This is a genomic window from Avibacterium sp. 21-594, from assembly GCF_026226815.1.
Classification (GTDB): Bacteria; Pseudomonadota; Gammaproteobacteria; order Enterobacterales; family Pasteurellaceae; genus Avibacterium; species Avibacterium avium.
This window is the reverse complement of the sequence record NZ_JAKKOC010000001.1, coordinates 910,001-925,703: the sequence shown is the minus strand read 5'-3', so window position 1 is coordinate 925,703 and position 15,703 is coordinate 910,001. Positions and strand designations below refer to the sequence as shown.

The 15,703-nt window shown below is 42.1% G+C and carries 17 protein-coding genes (1 of these 17 only partly in view); 8 read left to right on the top strand and 9 right to left on the bottom strand.

Annotated elements, in window-relative coordinates:
* Positions 1–40 precede the first annotated feature (40 nt).
* Positions 41–1,087, top strand: a complete 1,047-nt coding sequence (locus L5B76_RS04310; RefSeq protein ID WP_265754377.1) for a TrmH family RNA methyltransferase — start codon at positions 41–43, stop codon at positions 1,085–1,087.
* A gap of 4 nt (positions 1,088–1,091) precedes the next feature.
* Here L5B76_RS04310 and L5B76_RS04305 read toward each other — a convergent pair whose 3' ends face one another.
* Entirely contained in the window at positions 1,092–1,352 is a 261-nt protein-coding gene (locus tag L5B76_RS04305) for a YfhL family 4Fe-4S dicluster ferredoxin (protein WP_017806339.1), read from the bottom strand.
* Between the two features lie 73 nt (positions 1,353–1,425).
* Here L5B76_RS04305 and L5B76_RS04300 point away from each other — a divergent pair, with 73 nt between their 5' ends.
* The 3 genes from L5B76_RS04300 (at position 1,426) to fbaA (ending at position 4,654) form a co-directional block, all read left to right on the top strand.
* Complete coding sequence (locus L5B76_RS04300; RefSeq protein WP_265754376.1) at positions 1,426–2,166, top strand: ribonuclease T2 family protein; 741 nt, start codon at positions 1,426–1,428, stop codon at positions 2,164–2,166.
* Between the two features lie 158 nt (positions 2,167–2,324).
* The gene (locus L5B76_RS04295) at positions 2,325–3,494 is read left to right on the top strand and encodes a phosphoglycerate kinase (protein ID WP_115248540.1); all 1,170 of its coding nucleotides are present in this window, start codon (positions 2,325–2,327) and stop codon (positions 3,492–3,494) included.
* 80 nt (positions 3,495–3,574) lie between these two features.
* The gene (fbaA, locus tag L5B76_RS04290) at positions 3,575–4,654 is read left to right on the top strand and encodes a class II fructose-bisphosphate aldolase (protein WP_017806342.1); all 1,080 of its coding nucleotides are present in this window, start codon (positions 3,575–3,577) and stop codon (positions 4,652–4,654) included.
* Positions 4,655–4,790: 136 nt separating this feature from the next.
* On the opposite strand, the gene L5B76_RS04285 is transcribed toward fbaA, so the two are convergent.
* The 4 genes from L5B76_RS04285 to tsaD all read right to left on the bottom strand — a co-directional run bounded on the left by L5B76_RS04285 (position 4,791) and on the right by tsaD (position 7,638).
* Complete coding sequence (locus L5B76_RS04285; protein WP_126370840.1) at positions 4,791–5,546, bottom strand: class I SAM-dependent methyltransferase; 756 nt, start codon at positions 5,544–5,546, stop codon at positions 4,791–4,793.
* 182 nt (positions 5,547–5,728) lie between these two features.
* A complete protein-coding gene (locus L5B76_RS04280; protein WP_103853578.1) occupies positions 5,729–6,310 on the bottom strand; it encodes a thymidine kinase in 582 nt (193 codons plus the stop codon).
* A gap of 25 nt (positions 6,311–6,335) precedes the next feature.
* A complete protein-coding gene (locus L5B76_RS04275; RefSeq protein ID WP_103855308.1) occupies positions 6,336–6,569 on the bottom strand; it encodes a hypothetical protein in 234 nt (77 codons plus the stop codon).
* 28 nt (positions 6,570–6,597) lie between these two features.
* A complete protein-coding gene (gene tsaD / locus L5B76_RS04270; RefSeq protein WP_265754372.1) occupies positions 6,598–7,638 on the bottom strand; it encodes a tRNA (adenosine(37)-N6)-threonylcarbamoyltransferase complex transferase subunit TsaD in 1,041 nt (346 codons plus the stop codon).
* A gap of 252 nt (positions 7,639–7,890) precedes the next feature.
* Here tsaD and rpsU point away from each other — a divergent pair, with 252 nt between their 5' ends.
* From rpsU to rpoD, 3 genes are all read left to right on the top strand, one after another.
* Positions 7,891–8,106, top strand: coding sequence for a 30S ribosomal protein S21 (gene rpsU, locus L5B76_RS04265; RefSeq protein ID WP_103853581.1), 216 nt, complete (start codon positions 7,891–7,893; stop codon positions 8,104–8,106).
* Positions 8,107–8,253: 147 nt separating this feature from the next.
* A complete protein-coding gene (gene dnaG, locus L5B76_RS04260) occupies positions 8,254–10,017 on the top strand; it encodes a DNA primase (protein ID WP_265754370.1) in 1,764 nt (587 codons plus the stop codon).
* An 80-nt stretch (positions 10,018–10,097) separates the two neighbouring features.
* Positions 10,098–11,963, top strand: a complete 1,866-nt coding sequence (rpoD, locus tag L5B76_RS04255; protein WP_423093210.1) for an RNA polymerase sigma factor RpoD — start codon at positions 10,098–10,100, stop codon at positions 11,961–11,963.
* Between the two features lie 61 nt (positions 11,964–12,024).
* Here rpoD and L5B76_RS04250 read toward each other — a convergent pair whose 3' ends face one another.
* From L5B76_RS04250 to metN, 4 genes are all read right to left on the bottom strand, one after another.
* Positions 12,025–12,651 (bottom strand): YchE family NAAT transporter, encoded by a 627-nt coding sequence (locus L5B76_RS04250; RefSeq protein WP_265754368.1) that lies wholly within the window; start codon positions 12,649–12,651, stop codon positions 12,025–12,027.
* 167 nt (positions 12,652–12,818) lie between these two features.
* Complete coding sequence (locus tag L5B76_RS04245) at positions 12,819–13,649, bottom strand: MetQ/NlpA family lipoprotein (protein WP_265754366.1); 831 nt, start codon at positions 13,647–13,649, stop codon at positions 12,819–12,821.
* Positions 13,650–13,687: 38 nt separating this feature from the next.
* Positions 13,688–14,377 (bottom strand): methionine ABC transporter permease, encoded by a 690-nt coding sequence (locus L5B76_RS04240; protein ID WP_103854440.1) that lies wholly within the window; start codon positions 14,375–14,377, stop codon positions 13,688–13,690.
* Entirely contained in the window at positions 14,367–15,404 is a 1,038-nt protein-coding gene (gene metN, locus L5B76_RS04235) for a methionine ABC transporter ATP-binding protein MetN (protein WP_265754364.1), read from the bottom strand. Before metN ends, L5B76_RS04240 begins: the two co-directional genes overlap by 11 nt.
* 169 nt (positions 15,405–15,573) lie before the next feature.
* On the opposite strand from metN, the gene gmhB reads away from it, so the two are divergent.
* Positions 15,574–15,703, top strand: partial view of a D-glycero-beta-D-manno-heptose 1,7-bisphosphate 7-phosphatase gene (gene gmhB / locus L5B76_RS04230; protein ID WP_265754363.1) — the 5' end (the start) only. 425 nt of this gene lie beyond the right edge of the window; the window shows 130 of its 555 coding nt (coding positions 1–130); the start codon lies at positions 15,574–15,576; its stop codon lies beyond the right edge, outside the window.

The following is a 15,703-nucleotide window of genomic DNA, read 5'->3' as shown; positions in this document are numbered from 1 at the left end:
ACCCACTTTTCTCACATTCATCACAATTTGGCAACATAAAATGAACGCAAAAAAACCGACTTTCCAGCAAGCAGATTCCAGCAAACGTTTCAATGAACGCTATTCTGGCGAAAAACAAGATAAAAAAGCACCGCACTTTTCCCCTCATTCTTCCCGTGGCAAAAAGGACGACAAACGCGCTTTCTCGCGTGAAAGAACAGCGACAAAATCCGCGGAAAAAGTGCAACAACGCACAGAATTGACGATGGGAAATGCGCGCGGTACAGCCAATGTGAAAGTGGTGATAAAAAGCACCGGTGTGAAAGAAAAACAGAAAAAAACCGGCCCGCTTTCCCCTCGCGCGCCAGAAAAGATTAAGAAAAATCGCGCAGAAGAAATGAAAGTGTATGGCGAAAATACGTGCCTTGCGTTATTTGCTGAACGCCCTGAAAGCATTGTTCGCGTGTGGACAACCGTGGAAATGGCGCACCGTGTGGGCGAGTTATTTAGCTATTTGGCGGCAAATAAAAAAGTCTATCACGTTGTGGATAGCAAAGAGCTTGCACTAGTGAGTGGCACGGAGCATCACAACGGCATTTGTATGTTGGTGAAAAAGCCACGTCATTTTACATTGAGCGGTTATTTGGATATTCCACGCGAAAAAGATGCGTTGATCTTACTCGATAATGTGCATAACGCACATAATATTGGTGGGATCGTGCGAACTTGTGCGGTCTATGGCGTGAAAGGTTTAGTGTTAAGCGAAGCCGATTTGTTAAATTCTGCCGCAGCAATGCGTGTGTCAGAAGGTGGTGCGGAATATGTGCATACTTTGCTTGTCGATAGCAGTGAACAGGCGTTAGAAAAATTGCGTGAAAAAGGCTATCAAATCGTGCATTTAAGCCAAAGCAAGCAAGCGAAGCCGTTCGCTCAGCTAAAATTGAGCGATAAAGTGGTCTTTGTTTTAAGCGAAAGTGCGGGTGAAAATTTGGCAAAAAATCACGATGAAGTAGTGAATTTATCCCTTGCCAATCCGCTGAAAGCTGGCTTGAATGTTGCGGTGGCAGCGGGCGTGTTATTGGCAAAATGGGCGGAGAAAACCCTTTAAATCGCTATAACTGATCAGAATGATGAATTAACACAAAGCGTTCCCACAATTGGGCTTCGCTTTCTTGATGCTCGGGATCGGGCTTAATGCAGTTGGTGATCGGGCAAACTTTTTGGCAAGTTGGGGTATCATAATGCCCCACGCATTCCGTGCAAAGATTGGGATCGATCACATAAATGTCATCGCCCACGGAAATGGCATCATTCGGGCATTCTGGCAAGCACATATCGCAATTTGTGCATTTATCTGTAATTAAAAGTGCCATAAATTCCCCGTAAAATCATTGAAAGGGCGAGATTATAAAGAATCGGCAAGGAAAATTAAATAGGCAAAACAAAATGAGCAAGAAAAACAACAAAGGACTTTCTTTTTTAGGCACATTAATCATTGCAGGCATTGCATTGATTTGGAATTATTTTCAGCCTAGCGAAAAAACACACCAACCTGAACCCACGGCGCAATCTCAGCAAAATCAAGCAAAGACAGCAACGCAACAAAATACACCAGCACCGCTTGGCGAGAATTATGATTACATTATGCGCGATGACGCCATTGGGCAAAATAAAAGCGCCCCTGTGGATTATTATATGCTGGCGTTGTCTTGGTCGCCGGGATTTTGCCAAGCTCAAAAAGAACGTTACAACGGCAACTTGCCGCAATCTTTAATGAGCCAATGTGGCACGCAGCAATATGGCTGGGTGATCCACGGCTTATGGCCGCAAAATGCCAATGCGCGTTCGGTCAGCGATCATCCGCGTTTTTGTCAGGGCGATTTGCCGATGGTCGATCCTGCGGTGATTAAGCCTTATCTTGCAGATAGCCCGAGTGCGAATTTATTGCAAGGGGAATGGGAAAAGCACGGCGCTTGCGCTTTCAAGAATGCCAATGCTTATTTTGAAAAACAGCAAAATTTATACCGCACTTTGAATTTACCTGATCGCAATTTGCCGCGCAAAGAATTATTTGCTTGGTTAAAAAAACATAACCCGCAGCTGAAAGGGGCGTATTTGGGCGCAAGCCATAATGAATTATTTATTTGCTATGATTTACAGTGGCAAGTGATGGATTGTCCGCGCTAGAGGAATTTGGCTCGATTTGAAGTATTAAAAGATCTATTATTTCTGAGAATTAAAAAAATCCAGCGGATAATTTGATCTAAAGCAGTTACAATCTAGCTTGAACTAGGTATAATGCGAGCAGTTCTATTTATTTTTAAACTATATAAAGAGGGTAAATTATGTCAGTAATTAAAATGACCGACCTAGATTTAGCAGGCAAACGCGTATTTATTCGTGCAGACCTGAATGTGCCAGTAAAAGACGGCAAAGTAACGTCTGATGCGCGTATTCAAGCAACCATTCCAACCTTAAAACTCGCCCTTGAAAAAGGTGCGAAAGTGATGGTTACCTCTCACTTAGGTCGCCCAACCGAAGGCGAATTTAAACCTGAAGATTCCCTCCAACCTGTGGTTGATTATTTAAAAGACGCAGGTTTTAACGTGCGTTTAGCCCGTGATTATTTAGACGGCGTAGAAGTGAATGACGGTGAAATCGTTGTACTTGAAAACGTGCGTATCAACAAAGGTGAAAAGAAAAACGATCCAGAATTAGGTAAAAAATACGCCGCACTTTGTGATGTCTTTGTGATGGACGCTTTTGGTACAGCACACCGTGCGCAAGCCTCAACCTATGGTGTGGCAGAATTTGCGCCAATCGCCTGTGCAGGCCCATTATTAGCGGCGGAATTAGATGCCTTAGGCAAAGCCTTAAAAGAACCACAACGCCCAATGTTAGCCATTGTGGGTGGTTCAAAAGTTTCTACCAAATTAACCGTGTTAGATTCCCTCTCTAAAGTGGCGGATCAACTGATTGTTGGCGGCGGTATCGCAAATACTTTCATCGCAGCAGAAGGCAAAGATGTGGGTAAATCTTTATACGAAGCAGATTTAATCCCTGAAGCACAACGCTTAGCGAAAGCCACGCAAATCCCAGTGCCAACTGATGTTCGCGTAGGTTTAGAATTCTCTGAAACTGCACCAGCGATTGAAAAATCTGTTGATGATATTAAAGCAGATGAATCTATCTTCGATATTGGCGAAAAATCCGCAGAAGAATTAGCGAAAATTATTAGAAGTGCAAAAACTATTCTTTGGAATGGGCCAGTGGGCGTGTTTGAATTCCCTAACTTCCGTAATGGTACAAAAGTCGTGGCTGATGCCATTGTAGAAGCAACCCAAAACGGTGCGTTCTCTATTGCAGGTGGCGGTGATACCCTTGCGGCGATTGATTTATTCGGCATCAAAGATAAAATTTCTTACATTTCAACTGGTGGCGGTGCGTTCTTAGAATTCGTAGAAGGCAAAGTATTACCAGCCGTTGAAATCTTAGAAAAACGTGCGAAAAACTAATTAAATGATATTGGGCGTAGCTTATGCAGTACGCCCTTTTCATACGGAAATCTCTTAACATAACAATAGGAAACAGAAAAATGGCAAAATTATTAGACATCGTAAAACCGGGTGTATTAACAGGCGATGATGTACAAAAAGTTTTCAACTATGCAAAAGAACACAATTTCGCAATCCCAGCAGTAAACTGCGTGGGTACAGACTCTGTGAATGCCGTATTAGAAACCGCAGCACGCGTTAAAGCGCCTGTAATTATCCAGTTCTCTAACGGCGGTGCGCAATTCTACGCAGGGAAAGGCATTAAACCAGCAAGCGGCGCGCGTCCTGATGTATTAGGTGCGATTGCAGGGGCAAAACACGTTCACGAATTAGCCGCGGAATACGGTGTGCCAGTAATCCTTCACACTGACCACGCAGCGAAAAAATTATTACCTTGGATTGACGGCTTATTAGAAGCGGGTGAAAAACATTTCGCAGAAACTGGCAAACCGCTTTTCTCATCACATATGATCGACCTTTCTGAAGAGCCAATGGAAGAAAATATGGCGATCTGCCGTGAATACCTTGCGCGTATGAGCAAAATGGGTATGACCCTTGAAATTGAAATCGGTATCACAGGTGGGGAAGAAGACGGCGTAGATAACTCTGATGTTGATGAATCTCGTTTATACACTCAACCTGAAGACGTGCTTTACGTTTACGATCAATTAAACCCAGTAAGCCCACGTTTCACCATTGCTGCGGCATTTGGTAACGTACACGGTGTTTACAAACCAGGTAACGTGAAATTAAAACCGTCAATCTTAGGTGCATCACAAGAATTCGTATCGAAAGAACGTGGCCTTCCACCAAAATCATTAGATTTCGTTTTCCACGGCGGTTCTGGTTCATCAACTGAAGAAATCCGTGAAGCAATCAGCTACGGCGCAGTGAAAATGAACATCGATACCGATACACAATGGGCAGCTTGGGAAGGTATTTTAAACTTCTACAAAGCCAACGAAGCTTATCTTCAAGGTCAGCTTGGTAACCCAGAGGGTGAAGACGCACCAAACAAAAAATACTACGATCCACGCGTTTGGTTACGCAAATCTGAAGAATCAATGTCTAAACGCTTAGAAAAATCTTTCCAAGATTTAAATTGCGTTGATGTGTTATAAGAAAAAATATTGAAATATTTAACCGCACTTTTAAAGTGCGGTTATTTTTTTATATAAAAGCTAAATTTTGGCAAAAAAATCCCCGCACTTTGTTATGTGAAATTTGTTGAGTAAAAAGTGCGGGGGTTTTGTTAAATTATTTTTGGCTACATAAGGCAATGAAGCCGAGTTTTTTATCTGGATCATTGAAAACCTTGAACATTTTTTTGAATGTCGGGCGGTTTTCTGCTTTTAACGCATTGCGGATAATTTTAGCTGTGCCTAATACGCCTTCGTCATAAATCATTCCCGCTGGGGAAAGTAGCGTCATCTCGCCTGAATAGGTTTCCACGTTGCGGAATCCCGCTTCTAAAAAGAGCGATTTCCAGTTTTGTTTTGTCAATGGTGTTACGGTAACGTTAATGGCTTCACGCAGCTGTTGGATTACTTCTTCCGCATTGTCCGTGGTGAGCATTACATCGTGAGTGAGCAAGAAACCGTTCGGTTTGAGAACACGATAATATTCGCGTACCGCTTTGATTTTCGCTTCCACCGGCAACATTGTGAGCATTGCTTCATTAATCACAATATCAAAGCTGTTATCGGCAAAAGGCAATTTCATTGCATTGGCGCGCTGAACGTGAATTTTATCTTGTAGCCCTTTTTCAGCGATATTTTTTCTGGCTTTCTCTAAGGCATTTTCATCAAGATCCACGCCCTCGATATGACAGCCGAATTTGCTGGCTAGCTCAATGGCGGTGGTTCCCATATTGCACGCCACTTCTAACACTTTTTTATTGGCGTTGAAATCACCGTTTGCAATCAGCCATTCTGTGGCTTTGCGACCACCGGGGCGTAAGCGCGTTTTGCCTAATCGAGCAAGAAAATTATGTCCCATTTCTTCTTTTTTCATGTTGACTCCTTATTTCAATACTTGACTCAATATATCAGCTTTTATGATGAAATAAAATTGCCTTTTATGGCTAGATGAAGCGATCTGTCCGCCCGCGTCGATAGCCTAATCGGACGCACACATTGGTGCGTCCTTACATTTGGAAACGTTGAATGAAAAGTGCGGTGCAAAAATGGCGAATTTTATGCCTGTTCAATTTTTTCTTTGTAATGGCGGCGACATACGGAAACGTAGTGATTATTGCCGCCGATTTGAATTTGTGCGCCGTCTTTGACCACTTCGCCCTGATCGTTTAAACGTAGCACGAAATTAGCTTTGCGCCCACAATGGCAGATGGTTTTTAATTCTTCCAGCTGATCGGCCCAAGCCAGTAAGTATCGGCTGCCTTCAAATAATTCTGCTTGGAAATCCGTGCGCAGGCCATAGCACAGCACGGGAATGTGTAATTTATCAACTACATCACTGAGCTGATAAACTTGCTCTTTGGTGAGAAATTGTGCTTCATCCACCAAAATACAATGCAGGCTTTCTTGTTCAAGATGCAGGGCGATTTCGGCAAACAGATCTGTTTCTTTATGGAATAATTTCGCCTGCTGGCTAATGCCAATGCGTGAAGTCACTTTGCCCACGCCAAAGCGATCATCAATCGCCGCGGTGTAAACCAGCGTATTCATTTGCCGTTCGCGGTAGTTGTAATCCGATTGCAGCAGGGTGGTGGATTTCCCCGCGTTCATCGTAGAATAGTAAAAATAAAGTTTAGCCATAGTAATTAGCCATAATAAAGTGCGGTTATTTTGTTAGCCATTTCCAAATCAAGTAAAACACCAGCCCCGTTAGTGGTGGCAGGGTGGCGAGCATTAAAATGCCAATGGTTGTGCCTTGTCCAACCCATTGGCCAGCAAGGGTAAGGTAATCCATCACCTGTGCAGTAGGGAGTTTGATCAAAGCAAAGGCGATAAGAAGAAGCATAAGAACGCAGCCGATCCCAGCTGCGCGCATTGCGTTAGATTGTTGATTTTGCATAAATGATCCTTGTTCTATTTCACTTAGCTTATTTTATTTCGCTAATTTCGCTAAGCTCAGTCATTGCCCAGCGCGGTTTTACTTCAATTTCTAAAGGGGAATGTTCGCCGTGTTTCAGACGTAAAAAGCCAGTGTAGGCAATCATTGCACCGTTGTCGGTACAAAATTGTGGCTGCGGATAAAACACTTCGCCGCCTAGTTGTGCCATTAATTCACTCAAGGCTTGGCGTAACTGTTGATTCGCACTCACGCCACCTGCGATCACTAAGCGTTTAAAGCCTGTTTCTTGCAAGGCGCGGCGACATTTGATCACTAAGGTTTCCACCACCGCTTGTTGGAAAGCATAAGCAATATCCGCTTTGGTTTGTTCAGTGAGCGTGCCTTCTTCTTTAATCGCTTGATTGATGGTGTTTGCAGCAAAGGTTTTTAAGCCTGAAAAACTGAAATCTAGCCCAGGGCGATCGGTCATTGGACGCGGAAAGGTAAAGCGATTTGGCGTGCCTTTTTCCGCTAAGCGTGCTAAAGCTGCGCCGCCGGGGTAGTCTAAACCGAGCAATTTTGCGGTTTTATCAAAGGCTTCGCCTGCTGCATCATCAATGCTTTCGCCTAGCACCTCATATTGCCCTACGCTATCTACGCGCACAAGCTGAGTATGCCCACCTGAAACAAGCAAGGCGACAAAAGGAAAGTGCGGTGCATTTTCTTCTAACATTGGCGCGAGTAAATGCCCTTCCATATGATGAACGCCAATGGCTGGCACATTCCACGCATAGGCAAGGGAACGCGCAATGGTTGAACCCACTAATAGCGCGCCCACTAACCCAGGCCCGCAAGTGTAGGCAATGCCGTCAATGTCTTGCGCTGATAAATTGGCTTCTTGCAATGCCGCTTGGATAAGGGGCGCAGTTTTCCGAATGTGATCGCGCGAAGCTAATTCTGGCACAACGCCACCATAATCGGCGTGCAACGCAATTTGGGTGTAAAGTTGGTTGGCGATAAGCCCATCATTTTCATCATAAATCGCCACACCGGTTTCATCACAAGATGTTTCAATGCCTAAAATTCGCATTTTTTCTCTCTTAATTCTCATTTTTAACTGGCTAATTCTACCTTGTTTAAGGCTTTTTCTCTAGTTTATCCCAATTCATCGGTGAATTTGTGATGAAAAGTGCGGGGAAATTTTCACAAAAATTGGATCTTTTCTTTGCTTTTGCCGTTGATTTGAATTAGAATTGCCGACCTATTAGTTTAAATAAGCCGTTTATCGAAACGAAACGGTCTAAATTTTGCAAAATATTAATCCATATTGAGGTGATGGCTTATGCCGGTAATTAAAGTTCGTGAAAATGAATCATTTGACGTAGCATTACGTCGTTTCAAACGCGCTTGTGAAAAAGCGGGAATCTTAGCGGAAGTTCGTAGCCGTGAATTTTACGAAAAACCAACAACAATTCGTAAACGTGAAAACGCAACTCGTGCTAAACGCCACGCAAAACGCGTTGCTCGTGAAAATGCACGTAACGTACGTTTATACTAATTAAAAATTTTTTTAATTAAACTCGAGTTAAGCAGGCCGTGAAACCTTTTGGAATCACGGTTTTGTTGTTTTTAGCTGCACCATTTCTTATTATCTTAGATCTATCTTGCTAAATTTTGTGTTGATTGAAAACGAGAGGAAATTATTGTGGCAGGCCATATTCCACGTTCATTTATTGATGATGTTCTTGCCAGAACTGACATTGTCGAATTGATTAATTCACGGGTTAAGCTGAAAAAAGCAGGGCGTGAATATCAGGCTTGTTGTCCTTTTCATCACGAGAAAACGCCTTCCTTTACCGTGAGTCCGAAAAAACAGTTTTACCATTGCTTTGGTTGCCACGCGCACGGTAATGCCATTAGTTTTTTAATGGAATATGAAAAACTGGAGTTTATCGAGGCGGTGGAAGAGCTGGCGAATCATTTAGGCTTAGAAATTCCTTACGAAAAATCACCGCACTTTGATGGCAAGAATAAACCACAAGCCAATTATCGTACCAAGAAAGATCTTTACCAGCTAATGCAAGAGATCGCGGTGTTTTATCATCAGCAACTTCCGCAAAATATTCCTGCGCAATCCTATGTGCAAAAACGAGGTTTATCCGCCGAAGTGATTGAACGCTTTCAAATTGGTTTTTCGCCAAATCAATTTAATGCCGTGTTAAATCAGTTTGGGCGTAATCAAGAAGATCGGCAAAAATTATTTGATGTGGGAATGTTATCGCGCAATGAAAAACAAGATGTTTACGATCGTTTTCGTAATCGTCTTATGTTTCCTATTCGTGATCGCCGTGGGCGAACCATTGCCTTTGGCGGACGAGTGTTGGGTGATGAAAAGCCAAAATATTTGAACTCGCCAGAAAGTATGACTTACCACAAAGGTAGTGAGCTTTATGGCTTGTTTGAGGCATTACAAGTGAATGACAGCCCTGAAATGTTGCTGGTGGTGGAAGGCTATATGGATGTGGTGGCGCTGGCGCAATTTGGCGTGGATTATGCCGTGGCGTCATTAGGGACAGCCACTACACCGGAGCAAATTCAGCTTGCATTTCGTTCCACTGAACAGCTTATTTGTTGTTACGATGCAGACCGTGCAGGGCGTGATGCCGCGTGGCGTGCGTTGGAAAATGCGCTGCCTTTTTTAGAAGACGGGCGGCAAATTAAGTTTATTTTTCTGCCCGATGGGGAAGATCCCGATACCTTTATTCGTCAATATGGAAAAGACGGCTTTGAGGACTATATTCGTCAGGCACAGCCATTGAGTGATTTTCTGTTTTCTACCTTAAGTTCGCAGGTGGATTTTTCCAGTAAAGAGGGCAAGGGAAAACTTGCTGCCCTTGCTGTGCCATTGATTAACCGAATCCCGGGTGAATTACTGCGTTTATCATTGCGTCAGCTTTTGGCGCAAAAATTGGGGATTTTTAATGAAGCGCAGATCGAGCATTTAATCCCAACACAAAAAGAAAATCATTCATCATCGCCGAAACAAAATGCCGTGAAACGCACGCCAATGCGAGTGTTGATTGCATTACTGTTGCAAAATCCTGAATTGATCCAAATTGTGCCAGAAAATTTAAGCGTTCTATCGGTACTCAATGAAGCTGGGCTAGATTTGTTTAAAAAAATCACCGCACTTTGCCGTGAGCGTGTGGGGATTACCACCGCACAAATTTTAGAACATTACCGTGATACGGAATATTTTCGCCCCCTTGAAATTCTTGCCGTGTGGGATCATTTAGTAGATGAGGATAAAATCGAAGAAACATTTCGTGAAACCCTACGTTATTTTTATTTGCAGTTGATGGATAAAAATATCGAAATGCTTATCGCAAAAGAGCGCACAGAGGGCTTAAATGAGCAAGAACGGCAGGCGCTCGCACAATTATTATTGAAAAAACAGCAAAATAAATAGTTAATCCAACATAAGGGTGATAAAATTAAAGCCATTTTATCTCCCACAATTACACATCGAGGCGGATATATAATATGGATATGGAGCAAAATCCACAATCTCAATTAGAATTGCTAATTGCACAAGGTAAAGAGCAAGGTTATCTCACGTATGCTGAAGTGAATGACCATTTGCCAGACTCTGTTGATGAGGAGCAAATCGATAATATTATTCAAATGATCAATGATATGGGAATCCAAGTGCTAGATGCAGCACCTGATGCCGATGATTTGATGTTGAATGAAAATATCACTGATGAAGATGCGGTAGAAGAAGCCACACAAGTTTTATCTAGTGTGGAGGCAGAATTAGGGCGAACCACCGATCCCGTGCGTATGTATATGCGTGAAATGGGGAGCGTGGAGCTTTTAACCCGAGAAGGGGAAATTGACATTGCTAAACGTATCGAAGAAGGGATCAATGAAGTACAAACTGCCGTGGCTGCTTATCCAGAAGCCTTGAATGATCTCTTGCGTCAATATGCGTTAGTAGAAGAAGGCGGAATGCGTTTAGCGGATCTTATCACAGGCTTTGTTGATCCGAATGAGGTGGTTGAGACCTCTCCAGAAGAAGAGCAAGAGGCGCATTTGACTGATGATGAAGATGAGGAAAGTACAACCACCGTAAGTGCAGATGATGATGAAGATGAAGAAAGTGATGACAGCAATTCTTCCGATGACAGCGATTCTGATAACAGCATTGATCCTGAAGTGGCACGCGAGCGATTTGCTGAATTAAAAGCGCAACATAAGAAAACCTTAGATGCGATTGCAAAACACGGACGCCATAAAAAAGCGGCGCGTGATCAAATTCAAGTTTTGGCAGAAGTTTTCACTCAATTCCGTTTAGTACCAAAACAATTTGATGAAATCGTGTTGTCTATGCGTAATATGATGAAGCGTGTACGTCAGCAAGAACGTAGCATTCAAAAAATGGCGGTGGATAACGCTAAAATGCCAAAAGGCACATTCCAAAAAGAATTTATTGGACACGAAACTAAAGTTGTTTGGTTAGAAAAAGCCTTAAGTGCGGGGAAATCTTGGTCAGAAAGATTAGCGCAATATGAAGAGCCAATTCGCCAAGCCATTGATAATCTTATTATTATTGAACAAGATACAGGTTTAACCATTAGCCAAATTCGTGATATTTGCGATGCGGTTTCACAAGGTGAATTAAAAGCACGCCGTGCGAAAAAAGAAATGGTTGAAGCGAACTTGCGTTTGGTGATTTCTATTGCGAAAAAATATACCAACCGTGGTTTACAATTCTTGGATCTTATTCAAGAAGGTAACATTGGCTTGATGAAAGCGGTGGATAAATTTGAATATCGCCGTGGTTATAAATTCTCAACTTATGCGACTTGGTGGATTCGTCAGGCGATTACACGTTCGATCGCGGATCAAGCGAGAACCATTCGTATCCCAGTTCATATGATTGAAACCATCAACAAATTGAACCGCATTTCGCGTCAAATGTTGCAAGAAATGGGGCGTGAGGCTTCACCGGAAGAATTAGCAGAAAGAATGGGAATGCCGGAAGATAAAATCCGCAAAGTGCTAAAAATTGCCAAAGAGCCAATTTCAATGGAAACCCCTATCGGTGATGACGATGATTCTCACTTAGGTGATTTCATTGAAGATAGCACGTTAGAATTACCATTGGATTCTGCGACAGCGCAAAGCTTGAAAGCCGCAACACACGAAGTGTTAGAAGGCTTAACGCCAAGAGAAGCCAAAGTGTTAAGAATGCGTTTTGGTATTGATATGAATACGGATCATACTTTGGAAGAGGTTGGTAAACAATTTGATGTAACCCGTGAACGTATCCGTCAAATTGAAGCAAAAGCTTTACGCAAATTACGCCATCCAAGTCGTTCAGAAACGTTGCGTAGCTTCTTAGATGAGTAAGATTTGATGAAATAACAAAGGGTTGCATAAGCAACCCTTTTTATTTCGTAAAAATTGATAGTTAGAACAAATGTAAATTCTTAATCCCTTCCACGATAATTTCAACACCTAGCGACATCAAAATTAAACCCATAATACGGGTGATGACGTTTGAGCCAGTTTTACCTAATTTCTTAATTAACGGCTCAGAATAGCGTAATAAGATGTAACAACATAAGCCAAATAGTGCGATGGTGAGAGATGTGTAAACATAATCCATTACGGTCGTTTGATTTGAGCCAAACACGATGGTTGCGCTGATTGAGCCGGGACCTGCCATAATTGGCATTGCCAATGGCACAACGGCGATGTTGTTGTAATCGTCAAAGTTTTCCGCTTTTTCTTCTTTATTGATTTTATGATCGCCAATTTTACCGTTAATCATTGTTAACGCGATCATTGCCACCAAGATCCCTCCGGCAATACGGAAAGAATTAATGGAAATGTGGAAGGCTTCTAAAATCAAATTACCGAAGAAGAAACTGACCAACAAAATCACTGCGACAGAAAAGCAAGTAATTAGTCCTGTTCGATTTTGTTGAGCGGGTGTTTGGTCGGTCGTCATTGAATAAAAAATTGGAATAACCCCAATTGGGTTTACCAAGGCAATAAGACTGACAAAAAATTGAATATAAATTGCGAGATCCATGGATAGAATAATATAGTGAAAATAGGGATGCTATTATAGGATTGATTGAGTAAATCAACAAGAAAAGTGCGGTGGTTTTTTACTGAGAAAATACCAAATCCGCAGAAAAAATGACGCCCCTGAATCCTCAGGGGCGATGGTATAAAATTGATTAAAGAAGAAAGGGATTACCAGCCTTTAACCACGCCGTCTTTGAAGTGTTTTACCGCTTCTTGATACACTTCATCAGTTTGGTAAGCTTTCACGAAGTTTTTCACGGCATCGCTGTCTTTGTTGTCTTCACGAGCAACGATAATGTTTACATAAGGAGAATCTTTATCTTCAACAAATACGCCATGTTCTTGGGTATTTAGCCCAACTTGGCTGGCATAGGTATTATTGACCACCGCAAGATCTACATCATCTAAAGCACGAGCAGCAACGGATGTATCCACTTCTTTGATTTGTAAATGTTTTGGATTTTCAATAATGTCTAAAGAAGTAGCGAACAAGTTTTTGTTGTCTTTTAATTTAATTAAGCCTTGTTTTTCTAATAAAATTAATGCACGTGCAAGGTTACTTGGATCATTTGGTACAGCGATGATCGCGCCATCTTTTAACTCGTTTACATTTTTAATTTTTTTCGAATAACCCGCTAATGGATACACGAAGGTGTTACCCACAATTACAAGATTTTTGTAACCGTGCTCTTGTGAATCTTTATCAAGATAAGGTTTGTGTTGCATTGCGTTAAGATCTAGATCACCGTTGCTTACCGCTGGGTTTGGTAGTGAATATTCGTTAAACTCAACGAATTCTACATCTAAGCCATATTTTTCTTTTGCTACTTTCGCCGCAATTTCAGCCACTTGATGCTCAGGGCCAGACATTACGCCCACTTTAATTTTTTGTGGTGCAGGTTGCGCTGCGGCAGTTTCGGTTTTTTTGTCATCTTTACAAGCAGTTAGCGCTAAAACTGATGAAAGTGTTGCAACAGTCAATAATTTTTTAAAGTTCATTTTACTTTCCTTTTTAGTGAGTTAAGTTGATGTTGAGATTAACGATGATCGAAATGATCCGCTAATTTGTTACCGTATTTTTCGCATAACATCACGATAAGTACGATGATAATTGTGGAAACCCAAAGCACATAAGGCATATTACGGTGTAAGCCAAACGAAATTGCGGTGTTACCTAAACCGCCGCCGCCCACCGCGCCTGCCATTGCAGAATAACCAATGAGCGTGACTAAGGTGAGTGTCATTGCTTTAATCAGAATTGGTAAGGCTTCAGGCAAATAAAAGCGTGTTACCAACTGCCAAACGTTTGTTCCCATTGCTTTGGCGGTTTCCGTTAAACCCGTTGGAATATCGCCCAAGGCGTTTACCGTTAAACGTGCGTAAAATGGCAATGCGGCAACACTTAATGGAATGATGGCCGCCGTTGTACCTAAGGTTGTGCCGACTAAGAAACGCGTGACGGGCATTAAATCGAAGAGTAAAATAATGAAGGGAATAGAACGCCCAACGTTAATAATCACTTCTAAAGTGCGGTTCAATTTTTTGTTATTTAGGGTCTGCCCTTCTTTGGTTAAGAAGGTGATAATGCCCAGTGGCAAGCCAAATAGCACGGCAAAAAAGGTGGCCACAAGGCTCATATAAACGGTCTCAAATGAGCTATTGGCGATAAGCTGCCACACTTGTGGGGTAAGCTGGCGGGAAAATTCCGCACTAAATTCAGTCCACATAACCTAATACCTCCACACGAACATTATTTTCCATTAAATAAATCTTAGCTTGTGTAATGGCATCTTCGTTGCCTTCCACTTCTGCGATGGTAAAACCAAATTTCACGCCACCCGCATAATCAATTTGCGAGGTTAAAATACTTAAATCCACCCCAAAACGTTTAGAGGCTTGTGAAAGTAAAGGAGCGTCCACTGAACGACCAGTAAACTCAAATTTAATGATCGGCCAAGCATTAGGGTGTTTTGGCGTTGGCGATAATTTTTCCAAATATTCGTCAGGTAAATTAATGTGGAATGTTGAGCTAATAAATTGCTGTGCCAGCTCGGTTTTAGGATTAGAGAAGATTTCACTTACCGAACCTTGTTCCACCAAACGCCCTTTATCAATCACCGCCACTTGATCGCAAATGCGTTTTACCACGTCCATTTCGTGCGTGATCAACAAAATAGTGATACCTAAAGTGCGGTTGATTTCTTTTAATAATTTTAAAATCGCTTGCGTTGTGGCGGGATCTAACGCGCTGGTTGCTTCATCGCACAGTAGCACTTTGGGATCGCTTGCCAACGCACGCGCAATCGCAACACGTTGCTTTTGCCCACCTGAAAGGTTGGCAGGGTAAACATCGCGCTTTTCACTTAATCCCACTAAGGAAAGCAGCTGTTCCACTTTTTGTTTGATGTGAGCTTTGCTTTCACCGGCTAATTCCAACGGCAACGCGATGTTGCCATAAACGGTGCGCGAACTGAGCAAATTGAAATGCTGGAAAATCATTCCAATATTACGGCGTTCTTGAATGAGTTGGTTGTCTGACAAATGGGTTAATTCTTTACCATTTACCACTACCGAACCCGAAGTTGGGCGTTCCAACAAGTTCACACAACGGATAAGCGTACTTTTCCCTGCACCAGATGCGCCAATCACACCACAAATTTGCCCTTTAGGAACGTGAAGATTGACATTATCAAGTGCGGTGATTTTTTTATCCGCAATGTCAAAAATTTTGCTAAGGTTTTCTAGCTTAATCATATAAGCCCTTTCTAATATGCTTAAATTTAAGTTTTTCCGTATTTTAGACGTCTAGATTGCTATGTCAATATTTATTCACAACATTTTTAGAATGTTCAGCTATTAGTTAGAACAAAATTAAGTCATAATTGAGCGAAATAGCAAGATAAAGATAAACAAGGATCAAAACGTGAATAAAGCAATTTTTCTAGATCGAGATGGCACGATCAACATCGATCACGGCTATGTACATCAAATTGATGATTTCCAATTTATCGAGGGCAGCATTGAGGCCTTGCAGCAACTCAAAGCGATGGGCT